This window comes from Sphingobacterium sp. MYb382 (genome assembly GCF_037572665.1).
Taxonomy (GTDB): Bacteria; Bacteroidota; Bacteroidia; order Sphingobacteriales; family Sphingobacteriaceae; genus Sphingobacterium.
This window is the reverse complement of sequence record NZ_JBBGZT010000024.1, coordinates 409,809-426,188: the sequence shown is the minus strand read 5'-3', so window position 1 is coordinate 426,188 and position 16,380 is coordinate 409,809. Positions and strand designations below refer to the sequence as shown.

The window sequence follows — 16,380 nt, the reverse complement described above, 5'->3', positions numbered from 1 at the left end:
TCTCCTTGGAGTTTTTAAGTTCTTTATCAGTTGTTTACAAATGTTTTTTTTCGAACTCACCGAATAACGCACTGGTTTGACATACGTTTTTGCTGCAATTGCTATTAATACAATATAGTGATTTTTCTTTAACTTTAAATGTAAACATCCCTTTTAATTATCTTGGTGGTTCGAATCCTTTGTAACTTTGTAAGTTTTTGATTATTAATGTGTTTTTGTTTTTTTTTTTGTGCATGTGCCGGACAAAATTGAAAATTTAGGCTTTTAAATCGCCACTACGTGGCCCGTTATCAGAAATACCTAAATTATTAAAACGTTTACGGATTCCCGTAAGGAACTTTCTTTTTTTAATAAGACTTTAGCCTTTAAATAGATTTTTGAAAAAAATAGATTGTATTTATATCAGTCTTTTACGGATGAGAATAATTTAATATATAGACTCTATAACAGTACTAAAGCTGGTATTCTGTTATTTAAGTTAAAATAAGATTGATGATAGGTTCTGTCTGTTGTTAATATTTATTTAAAGTAACTAATATATAACAGCATCTGATAACATGGTATTAACGAAAGGTGAAGATTGTGTGGTATTCAAAGTTGTAACAATCTACAATGTTTATTTTTTTACAAAGCTTTTACTTGATAATCACCCTTCGCCAATACCCGGAACGTTAGCTCTATTTTAAAAAGACCGAATGAACATTTTTATATCATACAATTGGAATAACAGAACCGAAGCTGACTACATTGAAAAAAACTTGTCATCTATTGGGATTTCTATAAAAAGAGATCTTAAAGACATTAATTACAAAGATGATTTACGGGAATTTATGCGACAAATCCGTGATAGTGATTATGCAATAATTTTAATCAGCACAGATTATCTGAAATCACCAAATTGTCTGTATGAATTATCTGAATTATTCAAAGACAGAGATTTTGACAAAAAGATACTTCCAGTAATTTGCGATGAGACGAAAATATATGGTATCAAAGACAAGGTTGAAATAATTAAATATTGGTCGGATAAATGCTTAGATACTGAAGAGAGTCTTAAAGAACTTGAGCCAACTAATTCCTTGAATTTGCTGAAAGAGTTAAAAGTATACAAGGATATCTATTCTAATATTGATGAATTTATTGACAATGTTACCAAAAGGTTAAATGTGAAATTTTCTGATGCCATTAAAAGCAATTTTGAAGATATATTAATGTTTATTGGCTATAATCAATACTCTCTGCAAAATGAAATTATTCGAATTCGCAATTTTGACAACACACAATTAAAAGAAATTGAACTGGAGAAACTACTTAGGAGTTATCCAAGCAATAAAGACATAATTTTTGCCTTAGGCTATCTAAATCTTACTGAATCTAGAAACAACCTTAAAGCTAAAAACTACTTCAAGGAATATGTTGAAATGTATAATGATAAATCTTATATCGCCTTCAACAATTTGGGATTAGCTTGTCATAATCTTAATGAAATTGAGCTATCTGAGAAATATTACTATGAAGGATTAGCGTTGAATCCAAATAGCTTTGAAATATTCCATAATCTTGGAAATTTAGAAGCGAAAAAAAAGAACTACAAAAAGGCGAAAGAGTTTTTTACAAAGACAATTGGATTATATCCAAACTACGCTGAAACATTTTATAATGTTGCCAAAATATATTCAGATTTTGAAGACAATTTAGAGCTAGGAAAACAAAATTATAAAAGAGCAATAGAGCTTGAACCCGACTTCTTTATGGCTTACAACAATTTAGCTTCAATTTATTTAAGGGAAAAGAACTATGATAAAGCAATTAAAACTCTTGAATTTGGCTTAGATCAAAATCCAAATGATTCTGTAACACTTTATAATTTAGCCACACTCATTACAATTCATTTGAAAGATTTTCCAAGAGCAAAGAAATATTTCAGAGAATCAATTAGACTCAATAATTTTTACATTTCTGCTAAACTAGGTCTCGCAAAATTACTTATTCTTAATAATGGTGATATTGATGAGGCGAAAGAACTATTATTAGACGCTATTCAGATAGAACCTAACAATGAAGAAATATTAGTTCGCCTTTCAAGTGTATACAACCTAATTGGAGAATTAGAAAAGGCAAATGAATATTATGACAAAGCAATTGAAATTAATCCAAGGCTAAAAAGATGAAAACTACAGCTAACAAGTTGTTTAGCAAAAAAGTGGGTTCAGTGCTTAAATGAAGTTTTGTGGCTCCTATCAAGTTCATTGCTAATAGACTACGAAATCCGCTTTTTAGCCAAACGCAGAAACGTTAGTGGCAATTTTAGAACGACACCAGAAGCTGAAAACTAATAATAAATAAAAAGAATATGGCAAATAATGAAATAGTTGGACTTGTAAAACAGACCCCGACAATTCTTACAACAATATATGGTGATCTTGCTCAGCCATCTGTAAAAAAAATTGGAACAGCTTTAGAGACTGTTTTTGAATTTAGCACATCTTTTCTTTTACCGCTCAAGCTACATAATGAGAAATTCAAACTAAATTTTGAAAAAAGACTTAACGATTATAAGCAAAAAATAGAAAATGTTCCAGAAGACGAATTGTGTGAAGTTAACCCACAAATAGGAACTCCATTAATTGAAAAATTAAGCTACACAACAAATGACGAGATAGCTGATTTATTCACCAATCTTCTCACTAAAGCTAGTTCAACAAAGACTGTAAATATTGCTCATCCGAGTTTTGTTCAATTAATCGAAAGGCTGTCCGTTGATGAAGCAAGAATTATTAAGTTTCTAAATGGTAAAGACATTATACCCTGTATCACTTTTCGAGCCCATATGAAAGAAAGTGGTCTTGGGTTTTTCGAGATTTTAAAAAACAGAACTATGCTTCAATTTGAAATTGAATTCTTATTCCCACAAAATATTTCAACCTATTTAGACAACCTTACTGGAATGGGTGTGTTAGATATTTCACACGGATTGCATAAAATGGACGACGATATTTATAATCCGATTTATGAGAAATATAATTATGACAAAGTGAATGAAAATTATATAAAAACTGATACGTATAGTCGTGTGGAAAAAAAGAAAAGTTATTATCAAATTACGAATTTCGGAAAGACATTCATAGATGCTTGCAATCCTATTGAAAAATAAAACAGCCACCAACAAGGGGTTGGCTCAATGACGGGTTAAGGCTAAATTGAAACTTTTGCTTCAATTTCCGCTACTGACGTCAAGCCCCGAAACGTTATATGACATTTTTAAAAACAGAAACCTAATTAATGTATTTAGTTAATAATTTAATCTCAGAACTTTTAAGACGAAAATCAATACTACCTAGATTGGTAATATATTTATTTGTGCTAGTGTTTATTCTTACAATAGGAATTACATTAATATTTAATGAAATAAAGAAAAAAGATATCACAAAAAGCCAACTTGAAATTGAAAAAAATAGAATTTCTCAAATAGATAAACAGTTAGAAATACTATATTCTAAAACTTATTCTAGTAGTGATAGCCTATTTTCGGCAAATAGTCGTAATAAAGGCAATTACCTTAAACAAATTTATTTTTTAAAAAATCAAAGAGGTGAAGCAGTTAAAAATATATATACGATAAATAAAAATCCAGATACTGAAATTTTAATATTTACAATATTAACATCAGCTATAACTATTTCAATTTTGACATTTTTCACAAGTTCTTTTAAAACTAGCTCACCACTTATTTTAAAGGAAAAGTTAGATAAATCATTATCAGAAAGCAGATCAAAATTTATAAATAACAATCAAGACTTTCTTGCATGGGCGACAAATAATGAAATTGCAAATATTGATCTTAATGGATTAGATTTAGAAAAAGCCAAGACATTAAAAGACATTTATGACTACTCTGAAAAACTAGGAGAAAAAAGGAATGATTTTTTTAATAAGATTATAAAGTTTACTACTTTAAAGAGAAAACAAGATGAAATAGAAAATAAAACATACTCAGAAATAAATTTAGTATTTGAAAATATACAAGAAAGATTGAAGGAAGAATGTAATAGATTAAATAAACAAGCTTTAATCAATCTTTTTTTATGCTTCTTTATAGCATTTATATTAATGAGTTTTATTGCATATACCTCAATAATATCCTCGGATATAAATAATCAAAATACTTTACATTTATTCATTATTAAATATATACCAAGAATAATAGCTATATCAAGTTTGCTTACGATGTTCTTATATTTTGCGAAGCTTTATAAAACAAATATTCTAGATGTTAAATATTATCAGAATGAACTGACAAATATTGAAATTAAGCAAATATCACTCAAAACAGCTTTAATAAATAATGAAAAGGATGTACTAAATAAAGTAATTTCAGATCTATCAAATATTGAGCGTAATCTAGTTTTAGGCAAAGACCAGACTACTAATGATATTGAGCGTTTGAAAATTGAAAATGAAATCAATAAAGATTATTTAAATAAAGTCTGGGAATTAATATCTATTACTAAGAATAAAGAATAAAACGTCACATAACAAAGGATTGCAGGGAGTGTAACACGAACTGTGTCATTGAATTGAGCAAGCGGAAGTTGGGCATAGCCCTACTTTCCTTGCTTTATACCATTTAAATGGCATTTAAGGTATCCTCTAGGGATACCTTTGTTGTATTATGTAGCAATTAATTGGCTTTTTAGTATACTTGATCGTATACTTTCACAGTAAGTTTGGACATCTCAAGCCAAGTATTACCTTTCAGCCTTACTTTATATACTTCCATATTCCTATGATATAGATTTAGTTAATTGATGCAATGGAGCATCAGGTTTAATACTTAATCATTATGGAGATAAATTTGGTAACAAAAGAAGATTTGATTGTCTTCAAAGCCGAAATGTTAGTGGCCATTCAAGAAGCACTTAACAAAGCATCTGAAAATGGTTTGGCTAAAAAGCAGTGGTTTCGCAGTGCTGATGTAAGAAGAATGTTAGGGATTTCCGGAGGTACACTTCAAGCCCTTCGAATCAATAGCAAACTGTCCTACCGAAAAATAGGAGGTAGCATGTTTTATCACGCTAGTGATATTGAAAAAATGTTGAAGGGAGGTCAGTATGGCTAGCAAACGGATCTTAAGTAAAGCGTTGTTTGAACAGTTTTCAAAACGCCTATCAGAGGATAAAAGAATATTACAGTCTCATGTAGGATTATTTGCTTAGTCCCCAACTTTTGGTACTGATTCATGATCCTCTCATGTTAGTGAAGGTAATGGTCTAAAAACAAAAAAAAGCAACTCATTTGAGTTGCTTTTGTAGCCCGTAGGGGAATCGAACCCCTGTTTCTAGAATGAAAATCTAACGTCCTAACCCCTAGACGAACGGGCCATTTGCTTTTGGTGATGCAAAGGTAATAATGTAGTTTGATATCTCCAAAATATTTATGAAAAAATTTTATTTAGTTTTTTTTGATTATTTTAGGCATCAATCTATAAACATGATGAATAAAACCTCGCTAAAAATTAAAACCGTATTATCTTTAGCCATGCTTATCCCAATGTGTAGTTCGCTACAGGCTCAAGTGGCTAATGGACAGCTTTCTGCAAAATGGAGAGCTAGCAAAGAGTACAATGCACATGATAACCTAGGCTTAGTTGTTGTCTTGAAGAACGAGAAAAATGAAACTGTCCGTTTAGATAAAGGGGACATTTTTTTTAACTCTATGTTTCCCGTAATTCCAAGCCAGAACGATAAATTTTCTATCTCTGATGAGAAAGGAAACCTATTTCGTATTCGTTTTGCAGATGGTGTTGAGCTTAAAGCGAAGGATTCTATTGTTTTAAATTATGCCTCACGTTGGCCGATTACTAATATTTCGGTTGCACCAGTAGGGTTTTATTACCAAGACCGTGTAGACCACTCCAAATTCTATAATATACCATTAGCCGTAAGTTCAATTAAAAGTGCACCAGCAGAGCAGAATAAGTTTTGGGCGCAGCTTTATGACTACAACCAGGTGAGGACAGTATCAAACGTAAGTAAGCTAATCTTACCTACGCCGCAGTCTCTTGTCGTTGGTGAGGGCAAATTAACGCTCTCGGGCACGGTTTCTTGTTGGGCTGATGATGCTTTTCACGGCGAAAGCGCGAGCTTCAATGATTTTGCAGCCGGTTTTACTAAAGTTCGTTTTGTTCAAGGAGGTGCTGATTCGCAGGTTAAAATTGTACATACAGCAGGCTATAGTAAAGAAGGCTATGGATTAACGATTGATAAATCGGGAATTCGTATTGAAGCAACAGAAAGTACAGGTGCGTTTTATGCATTGCAGTCGCTGCGTTCTTTGCTAAGCGCGTCCGATTTCACCGCTAGTAGTGTTGTCTTTCCTTTTGTAAACATCAAAGATGAGCCTCGTTATGCATATCGTGGCCTGATGATGGATATCTCCCGTAACTTTAAAAGTAAAGAGACAGTACTTAAGTATTTGGATTTAATGGCTCACTTGAAGCTGAATACATTCCATTTTCACTTTATTGATGATGAAGGATGGCGTATTGAGATTGCGAAATTGCCGGAGTTGACGCAAATCGGAGCAAAACGGTCGCCTAATTTTCAAGGTGGACAAGCGATACAGCCGGGTTATGGTTCAGGAGCAACATTAACGGAAAGCCAGTATTTGACACGTCAAGACTTTGTGGAGATCTTGCGTTATGCGAAACAGCGTCATATCACTGTCGTTCCAGAGATTGAAACACCAGGTCATGCGCGTGCGTCTATAAAAGCGATGGAAGCGCGTTACCACCGTTATATGAAAGAGGGTAATGAGGCAGAAGCAACGAAATACTTATTGAATGATTTCGATGATCAGTCTGTTTATAATTCCGCACAGAATTTCAAGGATAACATTATGAATGTAGCCTTGCCATCGGTATATACTTTTATTGGCGTTGTGCTAGATGAGTTTAAGTCAATGTATAGCGATGCTGGTTTAACTTTAACCAAGGTTTCATTAGGTGCTGATGAGGTTCCGAATGGTTCGTGGGAGAAATCGCCGAAGATTCAAGAATTGATGGCTAAGGAGAACTACAAGACCGTTTATGAAGTATGGCCTTACTACATTAACAAAGTAAATGAACTATGCCACGATCGCGGTATTCAGATGGCTGGATGGGAAGAGATGGGTATGGTTAATGAAGGTAAAGGGATGGTCGTTAACAAGGCACTTTCTGATCATAATATCCAGTTGGATGTGTGGAACAACCTTGTTGGTGCTGGTCAGGAAGATTTGGCCTATCGTTTGGCAAATGCAGGTTACGAGACCGTATTTATTAGTGCCAATAACAACTACTTTGATATGGCCTGGAGTACGAATTTTGATGAACCTGGTTTGAAATGGGCTACTTATGCAGATTTGTACCAGTCGTATGCCTTTTTACCAGAAAACTTCTTTTCTACAATTGACTTTAGCTTCAATGGAGCGAAATTTCCTGCAGGTCACTTTAACGATAAAGTGCGCTTGACTGAAGAAGGTAAGAAGCATCTTGTCGGTATTAAAGGAGGTCTATGGGCCGAGACCGTGCATAGCCCTGAAGCTCTTGACTACATGATTTTCCCCCGTATTTTTGCTTTAGCAGAACGTGCTTGGGCGCCACGCAAGAACTATGAGGATGATGCGCGTTTCACTCGTGCTGATTTAGATCGCGACTATAATGAGTTTATCAATAAATTGGGACGTAATGAGCTGCCTAAGATTGATGGCTTCGTGAAGTTTAGATTGCCAGCTGTAGGCGTGAAGGAGATTAACGGAGTGTTGCACGCAAATACAGAGTTGCCAGGTTTTGATATTCACTATACGACAGATGGGAAGACGCCAACGGCGAATAGTACTAAGTATGTGAAGCCTATCGCCGTCAAAGCTGGACAAACAGTAACCTTTGTGACGATAGGAAAAGATAAAAGAACAAGTTTACCTACCGTTTTTAAGAAATAAACGGTAGGATATCTTGAATATTAATGTCTTGATGAGAGGCATTATAAAGACATGAGTCTCCTTGTAATACCAAAATTTGAGGGGATTCATGTCTTACCTTCCATTTCTCGGCGATGAAATTAGATATTTCACGTAGTGCAATGAGATCAAGGTAATAAATTTTAGTGCCAGCAGGTAGTTCGTCAAAATCAAATTCAACACTGCGTTTCGCCATACTGCTCACCGGACAGCGTGTACTATGTTTAAATACTACAAAAGGCTGCGGTTGGTTAGCCAGCTCAAGAAGCTGCTCAACCGAAGAAAGAGTTTCCCAATTCATTATTTTATAAACTTTCGAATTTATCAGTTTCAATATCCGTAAATGCGGCTACGGTTGTGAAGGATGTGTTCCTGTCGGCATGGTGTGTATGGTGGAACGATGTTGGTAGAATAAGGCCGCCACCAATGTCTTTGTAGCCATTTACGACATATTCATTGCCTTCTTTATCTACGAGCTGCTTAATGTAGCCACTCTCCGCATTGAAGAGTAAATCGCCCGTAAGGTTGTTGTCTTTGAGTTGAAAAGAAAAGCTTTGCAATTTCTCCGCATTGTAAATCTTAACGCCTACTTTACTAATTTTTGTTTCTGGCTGATCAATGAAAGCTGGCAGAAACAGTAGAGCTGCATCTTTTAAAAATTGCTCATTAATTTTCTGGAAAGCTGCTTGCGCCTCTGGGCTATTCTTAGCTACTTCCTTTCTGTTGTTGTAGTAACGAAGAATCTTGCCCGCTTTGAAGTCGAATAAAACAACGAGGTTTTGACCATCAACCGTTTTACCCTCAAAGCGACACTTATGTGTTTTCTTGTCAATTAAAAACTTCCTACCATTCAACAGGTATTTGGCATCATTGCCGTTGGCTGAGAATAGGATAAAATCTGTGTTGTTCCACTTGAGTTTACCTCCAATACCTTTCCATAGGCTAGCAATGCCACGTTGCTCCGTCACTTGCGCTTGGGAGATTAAAGACAAAGAAACCATACAGGTAAATACAAATATGGATAGCGTTTTTTTCATTCGCTGTTACCTCGTTCTTGTTTTATGTTTGGGATAGGTGCTATATGCAGCACACTGTTGTTGAGACCCACAAGAAGAAAGAAGGAAAGTCGCTACGGTCAGAAGACCCATGCCTAAAAGAAATAAACGTTTCATAGTTTTACTTTTACAAAAACAATACCATTAGTATTTTTTGCTGATCAGCGCCATCTGAATCGCTGTAATCGCCGCCTCTTCTCCTTTATTTCCGTGCTTACCACCGGCTCTATCAAGAGCTTGCGCTAAGTTGTCTGTTGTTAAAACGCCGAAAATTGCTGGTTTATTGTATTTGATGGCTACGTTTGCGATTCCATGTCCTACAGCATCACAGATAAAATCGAAATGACGGGTCTCTCCTTGAATCACACAGCCTAAGCAAATTACAGCATCAAGGGCTTCTTTTCTGAAGACAATATCAGCACCTGAAATAAGCTCAAAGCTGCCAGGAACCTGTACAACTTCAATATCAGCTTCCAAAGCGCCATGCTTCAACAAGCCCGATACAGCACCGTCTAAAAGGGCGCCTGTAACCTGAGAATTCCATTGGGATACGACAATCGCAAATTTCAATCCTTTTGCGTTTCCGACTTCAATATGTGAAAAATCGGATAAGTTTTTTAAGCTACTTGACATGCACCAAAGATAAATAAATAACTGTATAAAAAAGTCGCATTATGTCAGCCTTAAGTACGCTTATTATCCTCTTTTGCTGATGGATGCGCCTAAGCTATAAAAAAAGGGCTCAATCTATAGATTGAGCCCTTTTTTAACGTGTATTTTTAGCTTATTGTTTTGCTTTCGTGCGTGCAATAAGACCTTCAATCATTGATGCCTCTGGACTTTCAGGGTAATCAGTTTTGATAGATTGGTATGCTTGTTCAGCACTTTTGAAATCTTCTAACGCCTCATATACTAAACCTAACTTTTTCAAGAATAATGGTGTTGTGTACGAGTTTTTGCTTTTATCGGCAGCGCGTTTGTAGTAATCTGCTGCTGATTTATAATCTTTAGACTCGGAGTAAGCATCACCAATCAATCCTTTGATTAAAGGGTCTAGGATTTCGCTACCTGTGTCTGCATATTTTTGTAAGTACTTGATTGCATCTTGGTAATTGCCTTGACGTAAGTAAAGACCACCTAAGTAAGCATTAGCGATATTTGCGGACGGCGTATTAGAATACTCATCAGCAATTTCTTTAAAACCTAAGAAAGAACCATCACCATCGATAGCTTTTGCTTGTAAGGAGTCAATCATCGCATATTCTTCAGCTTGGTAGATTTGGTTTGCTGCTTTTTCTGCTCTTGGCTCTAAATATAATTTTTGATAACCTAAGTATAGCAATACCAAAACAACGATACCACCTACGATAAAGGTTATACTCTTTTGATTGTCCTGAAAGAAGGAACCTGTTTTTTTAGGCTCGATTGGATTTACAGTAGTGTTTGACATTTGTTATTATAATATAATAAGTATGGAACGCAAAATTACACTTTTAAAAATTTATTCCAACTTTTAATGAAAATTCTCTGCTTTATATCAAAGACTTGTGAAGGAACCCTCACGGTCTAGCTGTTCGTATATCGAATTTTGGCTTTTAAACTCGGGTACGATATGCTTCATTTGTTTGACAACATCTAGGTTATTATTGGTTTTTGCCAGAACGAATAGTGTGTCAATTAGGCTGCAAACCTCATCGAAATTGTTTTCACGCACTTTTGCGATCATAATTTTCCGATGGTGAGTTGGCATTGTGTTTTCTAAATCATTAAGCAATTCTTCATATAGCTTCTCGCCAGGTCTCAACCCGGTGAACTTAATATCTATATCCTTATAGGGAATTAGTCCTGATAATTTAATCATTTTCTCCGCTAAGTCAACAATTTTAACCGATTTACCCATGTCGAATACGAATATTTCGCCTCCTTCACCCATGCTTCCAGCCTCGATAACCAACTGGCAGGCCTCCGGAATAGTCATGAAATAGCGCGTTATCTCTGGGTGGGTAACTGTTAGTGGTCCTCCTTTTTCAATCTGCTCCCTAAAGCGTGGAATAACAGAGCCATTAGAGCCGAGTACGTTACCAAAGCGTGTCGTGATAAAACGGGTCTTCAACGCTTTGTTTTGCTGGCATATCCGACTATTAAGTGCTTGAACATAGATCTCGGCAATGCGTTTCGTTGCGCCCATTACGTTAGTTGGGTTTACCGCCTTGTCAGTAGAAACGAATACAAATTTCGATACATTATATTCTACCGATAAATTAGCCAGGTTGAATGTTCCGCCGATGTTCGTTTGTACTCCTTCAATAGGGTGACTTTCAATAATAGGGACATGCTTATAGGCTGCTGCATGAAAAACATATTGAGGCTTAAAGGTCTCAAATAGAAGGCGCATACGTTCTTCATTTTTCACATCAGCAATGAAAGCATGGTAAGCCTGGTTTTTATAACGCTCTTGAAGGTCTAGGTGTAAGTTGTGTAAGGGCGATTCCGCCTGATCACATAGGATAATTAATTGCGGCTTAAACTTACCCAATTGTTTAGCAATTTCACTACCTATAGAGCCTGCAGCTCCAGTTACCAAGATCCTTTTGCCCTCCAGGTCTTCAAGGATATTTTCGTGCGATAGCTTAATCGGCGCTCTTTCTAGGAGATCTTCGATTTTAACTTTCTTAATTTGACTCGCACTAATGTTGCCGTTAATGATTTCATTCACCGGAGGTAAGGTTAACACATTGACGTTATGGTCGAAACAGGTTTCAACAATCTGGTCTTTACGCTCAATACTCATGTTGTGCGTAGCGAAAATCAACTCATCAATTTCCAGCTTATTGATCAAGTGTGTTAGATCTGAGCTGTTGTATATTTTAACGCCATCGATTGATTTACCAATCTTGGTGTCATCATCATCAAGGTAGGCTGTGATAACCTTATTTGTCTTGAAGTCGTGGTCAAATGTTCTTTTTAAGGCAATACCTAAATCTCCAGCGCCAAAAACGATAACGTTCTTGCTCTCCGAACCCTTGGTTTTACTGTATTGGAAAAATATTTTAATCAGCGTTCTATAAGTTGTAAGTCCTGTGAAGGCAAATAAACTATAGATGATAATCAAGTTTGTTGGTAATATTGATGGAATCTTTAAGGCGATAAGGATTAGCTTTATTGCAAAAAGGATAATAATATTAAAGAGGATAGTCGATAAAATTCGAATGGAATCGACGGCACTTGTATAGCGCACAATACCAGAATACAGGCGAAAAGCAAAGAAAGAGAATGCCTTTATTGCAAGGCAATAAATCATCACCACACAAAACCCCCGCGACCGTAGGCGCTAATATTAAACGAATAAAACACAGCATAGCCACATACAAAGGCTATGGCCGCTATAGTAAGGTCACAAACAAATATTGTCCAACGCGGAACAATACCGATTTGATTAAAAAAAAGAAATTTCTGCATTTATACGATATTCTGCTAATGTAAATCTATGTAAAAAAAATGTATTTAACTTAAGTGGAAGATAAATATGAAGAATTATAGCTAAATTACACCTATGAATAGTCTAAAAATTGGTTAACAGAGCATGAATGATATGACAAGGCTTGCGCAGAAAGGAATCTTTCAAACTCAAGAGTCTTTAGCGCCAATTGCCAATAATAAGTATTCCTTGAAAATTGGTGTGCCGAAAGAAATTTCATCCCAGGAGAAAAGAATACCGCTTACACCGCTTTCGGTGGCTCTTTTGGTGGAGCACGGTCATGAGGTGTTGATAGAGTCGGGCGCAGGTGAAGCATCCAATTTTTTGGATACCCATTATAGCGAGCAAGGGGCACAGATAACCTATGATAAAGAAGCCGTTTTTCAGTGCGATATCGTCATAAAAATTACGAGCCCTACAGTTGAAGAGGTTTCGCTGATGCGCAACAAGCAAGTGTTGATGTCTTCGCATCAACCATCACTCATGGAGCTTGATGTCTTGAAAAGCTTGATGCAGAAACAGATTACAGCACTTTCTTATGAATACCTAAAAGATGAAGGCGGGCATCTAACTGTAGTAAGGGCCATGAGTGAAATCGTGGGCGCCACTTCTGTGTTGATTGCGGCCGAGTATTTAAGTAATATTTTTGAAGGCAAAGGCCTAATGTTGGGAGGCGTTACTGGTGTTCCACCAACGGAGATGGTTATTATAGGAGCAGGTACCGTTGGTGAATATGCCGCACGAACGGCTATTGCCTTGGGGGCTCAAGTGAAGGTGTTCGATAGCTCCGTGTATCGCTTGCGCCGTTTGCAAAATAATGTCGGTAGCCGTGTGTTTACCTCCGTTATCCAGCCTTTGGTGCTAAATAAAGCTGTCAAGTCGTGCGATGTGGTCATCGGTGCCCTGCGGGCGACAAATGGGCGTTCGCCTTGTATTATCTCTGAAGAAACCGTATCTCGTATGAAGCCCAATTCTGTATTAATCGATGTTAGTATTGATCAAGGAGGATGCTTTGAAACATCAGAAGTTACTTCGCATGAGAAACCGGTCTTTCGTAAGCATGATGTTATTCATTATTGCGTTCCTAATATAGCTTCGCGCGTTGCGCGTACAGCAACCTATGCGTTGACCAATATTTTCACGCCACTGTTGCTACAAGTTGGTGAAGTGGGAGGGATGAATAATAAAATTTGGGCTGATCAATGTATTCGAAGTGCTATTTATCTGTATCAAGGGATGTTGACAAATAAAGATGTCGCTGATAAATTTAATTTATCATCAAAGGATTTAAACTTAATTATTGTCGCTAATCAATAGCGGGTACTTCTACTTCTTGATAAGTGAATATATAGCTGTGAAATAATTATTTAGGATGAGTTACTATCTTTTAAATCAGCAGCGTATAGCTCTTTATCCAGATGGGATTCCAAATAGTCGGTTTGATCAAGCTGATATTTCGGTTGAAAATCAGCCTATGCTTTATGCCTATGAGTTAGAAAAAGCAAAGAAAGCTGTACTTATTATCCCTGGAGGAGGCTATGCTCGTGTTGCCTTGCAGCATGAGGGCGAAGCTGTTGCACAGCGATTCCAAGAAGAGGGGTGCCAGGCTTTTGTGTTGTACTATCGCTTACCTAAAAAGGAATGGTGGCATGATGCCGAATACGCTCCTTTGGAGGATGCTCAACGTGCAATGCTGCTTATTCGAGAGCTGTATGCACCCGATAGTTTAGGTGTTGTTGGTTTTTCTGCTGGCGGCCATATTGCAGCGGCAGTAGCCAATCATTATGATAATATGCATATCGCTAATCCTAAGGGCTTATCGCTAAAGCCTGATTTTTCCGTTTTGGTTTATCCTGTCATAACGATGAAAGCACCTCTTGCACATAAAGGGTCTGTAAATAATCTGTTGGGCGAATATCCTCCTGCAGAGTGTGTCGCTTACTTTTCACTCGAAGAGCAAGTGACGAAAGAAACGCCTCCTACTTTTTTGGTGCATGCAAAAGATGATTACGTAGTACCTATAGCGCATAGTTTGGTTTATAAAGACAGCCTGGCAAGTTACGACGTTCCCCATGCTTCTTTTTTCTACGAAACTGGCGGCCATGGTTTTGGGTTAACAAATAAAACCGATACGCATTTGTGGATTGATGATTTATTTACTTGGTTAGATACATTAATATAAAACATGAAATAATACCTATGTTACAAAAGACAACTACATGGAAAGGGCTAATGCTCTTGTTATTTTTTAGCGTTAGCACGTTGATGCTTTCTGCGCAGGAATGGAAAGTGAAGGTGGGTGATTCTGCGCCAGCTTTTACCGTTACCAATAAAGCGGGGAAAAATATTAATAGTAAAGACTTGAAAGGGCGTGTTGTATTGTTAAACTTCTTTGCCACTTGGTGTCCACCATGTCGACAAGAGTTGCCGCGTGTTCAAAAGGAAATATGGGACCGCTGGGGCGACCGCAAAGATTTTGAAGTGATGGTTCTTGCTCGCGAAGAAGGATGGGATAAGTTGGATCCTTTTATCAAGAATAACAACTATACCTTCCCGTTCTATCCGGATTTAAAAAGAGGCGTTTTTGCTCTTTTTGCCGACTCTTCCATTACACGGAACGTGTTGATAGATAAAGAAGGTAAGATTTCTTACCTATCAATCGGCTATTCCGAGAAGGAATTTACAGAATTTGTGACGTTAATTGAAAAAGCTTTAGCGAAGTAACAATTACGCAAAGTGGATATGTTGCTCAATGCGGATATCCACTTTACTATTTTTTGCAATCTGTGCAATTGGATATTGAATGCTGTGTAGGTTCACCTGCTCATTACCAACAACTATTTCTCGATAGAAACCGCGGAAGCGGATATCCTTAATCCAGTATTGGCCATTATCATTTAGTTCAAAATGAACATGCTCCTGATGGATACCTATACTTTTTTCACTCTGTATACCTATCTCCGATGCTTCCTCAGGCGTCAAAATATTGCTTTTTGCCAATAGCTGAGCTGTATAGCTGTTTTTAGGCTGATAATATAAAGCTTCTGGTTTGCCTTGTTCTAAAATTGTTGCGTTGCGCATCACAATAAGTGTGTCAGCAAGAGCCAACACCTCCGTAGGGTCGTGAGATACTAAAATAATAGTCAGCCCTGTTTCTGCTACAATATTGCGTATATCTTGTTGTAAAGCATCTCTAAAGGCGGCATCTACCTGATTGAAAGGCTCGTCCATTAGTAATACTTCTGGCTCGTTGATTAAGGCGCGGGCAATAGCAACCCTTTGCTTTTCACCACCGCTTAAGTCAGCAATACGCTGCTGTGCAAGGTGACTAATCTTAAGTTTTTCTAAAATTTCTTGCGTTTTAGATTGTTTACGCTCAATATTGGTATTAGGAAGCTGTGACGCAATGTTATCCCATACTTTAGCGAAAAGATTGAGGTCATCAAATCCCTGAGAAACTAATTTCATGGCGTCATGCCCCGGTATAAGTTTGTCTCTACGCGTCGGAACCAACCATCCGCGGTAGCGTAGTTCCCCTGTGGCAGGCTCTAAAAGACCGTAGATTAATTTTAGTAGCGTACTCTTTCCACTTCCCGACTCCCCAATTATAGCGGTAATCTCTCCTTCATTTATAGAGAAGTTAACGTCTTCCACAGCTACTACTTTATTTCGTCCTTCAAATACATGAGATACGAACTCACCATGAATTAATGCTAAACCGTGCTTTTGAATATCTTGAGGTACTTTAGAACAAGAAGATGATTGATGCGCCATAAAATAAAAGTGTCGGGCTATAGTGCCCGACACAAAAATAGTATTAATATCTGAAAATGACTCTTTATCTATGGG

At 36.7% G+C, this 16,380-nt stretch carries 14 protein-coding genes and 1 tRNA gene; 8 read left to right on the top strand and 7 right to left on the bottom strand.

The genetic code is table 11. From position 1 onward, the window contains the following. Positions 1-695: 695 nt before the first annotated feature. From WH223_RS12535 to WH223_RS12520, 4 genes are all read left to right on the top strand, one after another. The gene (locus WH223_RS12535) at positions 696-2,171 is read left to right on the top strand and encodes a tetratricopeptide repeat protein (protein ID WP_340048049.1); all 1,476 of its coding nucleotides are present in this window, start codon (positions 696-698) and stop codon (positions 2,169-2,171) included. 182 nt (positions 2,172-2,353) lie between these two features. Then, positions 2,354-3,154 carry a DUF4393 domain-containing protein gene (locus WH223_RS12530; protein ID WP_340048048.1) on the top strand — a complete coding sequence of 267 codons (801 nt, stop codon included), beginning with the start codon at positions 2,354-2,356 and terminating at the stop codon, positions 3,152-3,154. 128 nt (positions 3,155-3,282) lie between these two features. Beyond that, the gene (locus tag WH223_RS12525; RefSeq protein ID WP_340048047.1) at positions 3,283-4,524 is read left to right on the top strand and encodes a hypothetical protein; all 1,242 of its coding nucleotides are present in this window, start codon (positions 3,283-3,285) and stop codon (positions 4,522-4,524) included. Between the two features lie 319 nt (positions 4,525-4,843). Beyond that, positions 4,844-5,119 (top strand): helix-turn-helix domain-containing protein, encoded by a 276-nt coding sequence (locus tag WH223_RS12520; protein ID WP_340048046.1) that lies wholly within the window; start codon positions 4,844-4,846, stop codon positions 5,117-5,119. A gap of 190 nt (positions 5,120-5,309) precedes the next feature. Here the strand turns inward: WH223_RS12520 and WH223_RS12515 are convergent. Further along, positions 5,310-5,381 (bottom strand) — tRNA-Glu (locus WH223_RS12515). Between the two features lie 109 nt (positions 5,382-5,490). Between WH223_RS12515 and WH223_RS12510 the strand changes: the two genes are divergently transcribed. Next, the gene (locus WH223_RS12510; protein ID WP_340048044.1) at positions 5,491-7,980 is read left to right on the top strand and encodes a family 20 glycosylhydrolase; all 2,490 of its coding nucleotides are present in this window, start codon (positions 5,491-5,493) and stop codon (positions 7,978-7,980) included. Here WH223_RS12510 and ytxJ read toward each other — a convergent pair. The 5 genes from ytxJ to WH223_RS12485 form a co-directional block, all read right to left on the bottom strand. Then, positions 7,970-8,299 (bottom strand): bacillithiol system redox-active protein YtxJ, encoded by a 330-nt coding sequence (gene ytxJ, locus WH223_RS12505; protein ID WP_340048043.1) that lies wholly within the window; start codon positions 8,297-8,299, stop codon positions 7,970-7,972. The genes WH223_RS12510 and ytxJ overlap by 11 nt on opposite strands. Positions 8,300-8,303: 4 nt before the next feature. Next, a complete protein-coding gene (locus WH223_RS12500) occupies positions 8,304-9,035 on the bottom strand; it encodes a hypothetical protein (RefSeq protein WP_340048042.1) in 732 nt (243 codons plus the stop codon). A gap of 162 nt (positions 9,036-9,197) precedes the next feature. Next, a complete protein-coding gene (gene ribH / locus WH223_RS12495; protein WP_340048041.1) occupies positions 9,198-9,686 on the bottom strand; it encodes a 6,7-dimethyl-8-ribityllumazine synthase in 489 nt (162 codons plus the stop codon). 151 nt (positions 9,687-9,837) lie between these two features. Beyond that, positions 9,838-10,503, bottom strand: a complete 666-nt coding sequence (locus WH223_RS12490; protein ID WP_340048039.1) for a tetratricopeptide repeat protein — start codon at positions 10,501-10,503, stop codon at positions 9,838-9,840. An 87-nt stretch (positions 10,504-10,590) separates the two neighbouring features. Next, positions 10,591-12,354, bottom strand: a complete 1,764-nt coding sequence (locus WH223_RS12485; protein WP_340048038.1) for a polysaccharide biosynthesis protein — start codon at positions 12,352-12,354, stop codon at positions 10,591-10,593. 282 nt (positions 12,355-12,636) lie between these two features. Between WH223_RS12485 and WH223_RS12480 the strand changes: the two genes are divergently transcribed. Genes WH223_RS12480 through WH223_RS12470 form a run of 3 tightly spaced genes read left to right on the top strand, consistent with a single transcriptional unit; the run spans position 12,637 to position 15,255 of the window. Next, positions 12,637-13,848: an alanine dehydrogenase gene (locus WH223_RS12480; protein WP_340048037.1), complete on the top strand. Its 1,212-nt coding sequence runs from the start codon at positions 12,637-12,639 to the stop codon at positions 13,846-13,848. 55 nt (positions 13,849-13,903) lie between these two features. Next, positions 13,904-14,713, top strand: a complete 810-nt coding sequence (locus tag WH223_RS12475) for an alpha/beta hydrolase (protein ID WP_340048036.1) — start codon at positions 13,904-13,906, stop codon at positions 14,711-14,713. 17 nt (positions 14,714-14,730) lie between these two features. Further along, positions 14,731-15,255 carry a TlpA family protein disulfide reductase gene (locus WH223_RS12470; protein WP_340048035.1) on the top strand — a complete coding sequence of 175 codons (525 nt, stop codon included), beginning with the start codon at positions 14,731-14,733 and terminating at the stop codon, positions 15,253-15,255. A gap of 3 nt (positions 15,256-15,258) precedes the next feature. On the opposite strand, the gene WH223_RS12465 is transcribed toward WH223_RS12470, so the two are convergent. Then, complete coding sequence (locus tag WH223_RS12465) at positions 15,259-16,305, bottom strand: ABC transporter ATP-binding protein (RefSeq protein ID WP_340048033.1); 1,047 nt, start codon at positions 16,303-16,305, stop codon at positions 15,259-15,261. Positions 16,306-16,380 lie beyond the last annotated feature (75 nt).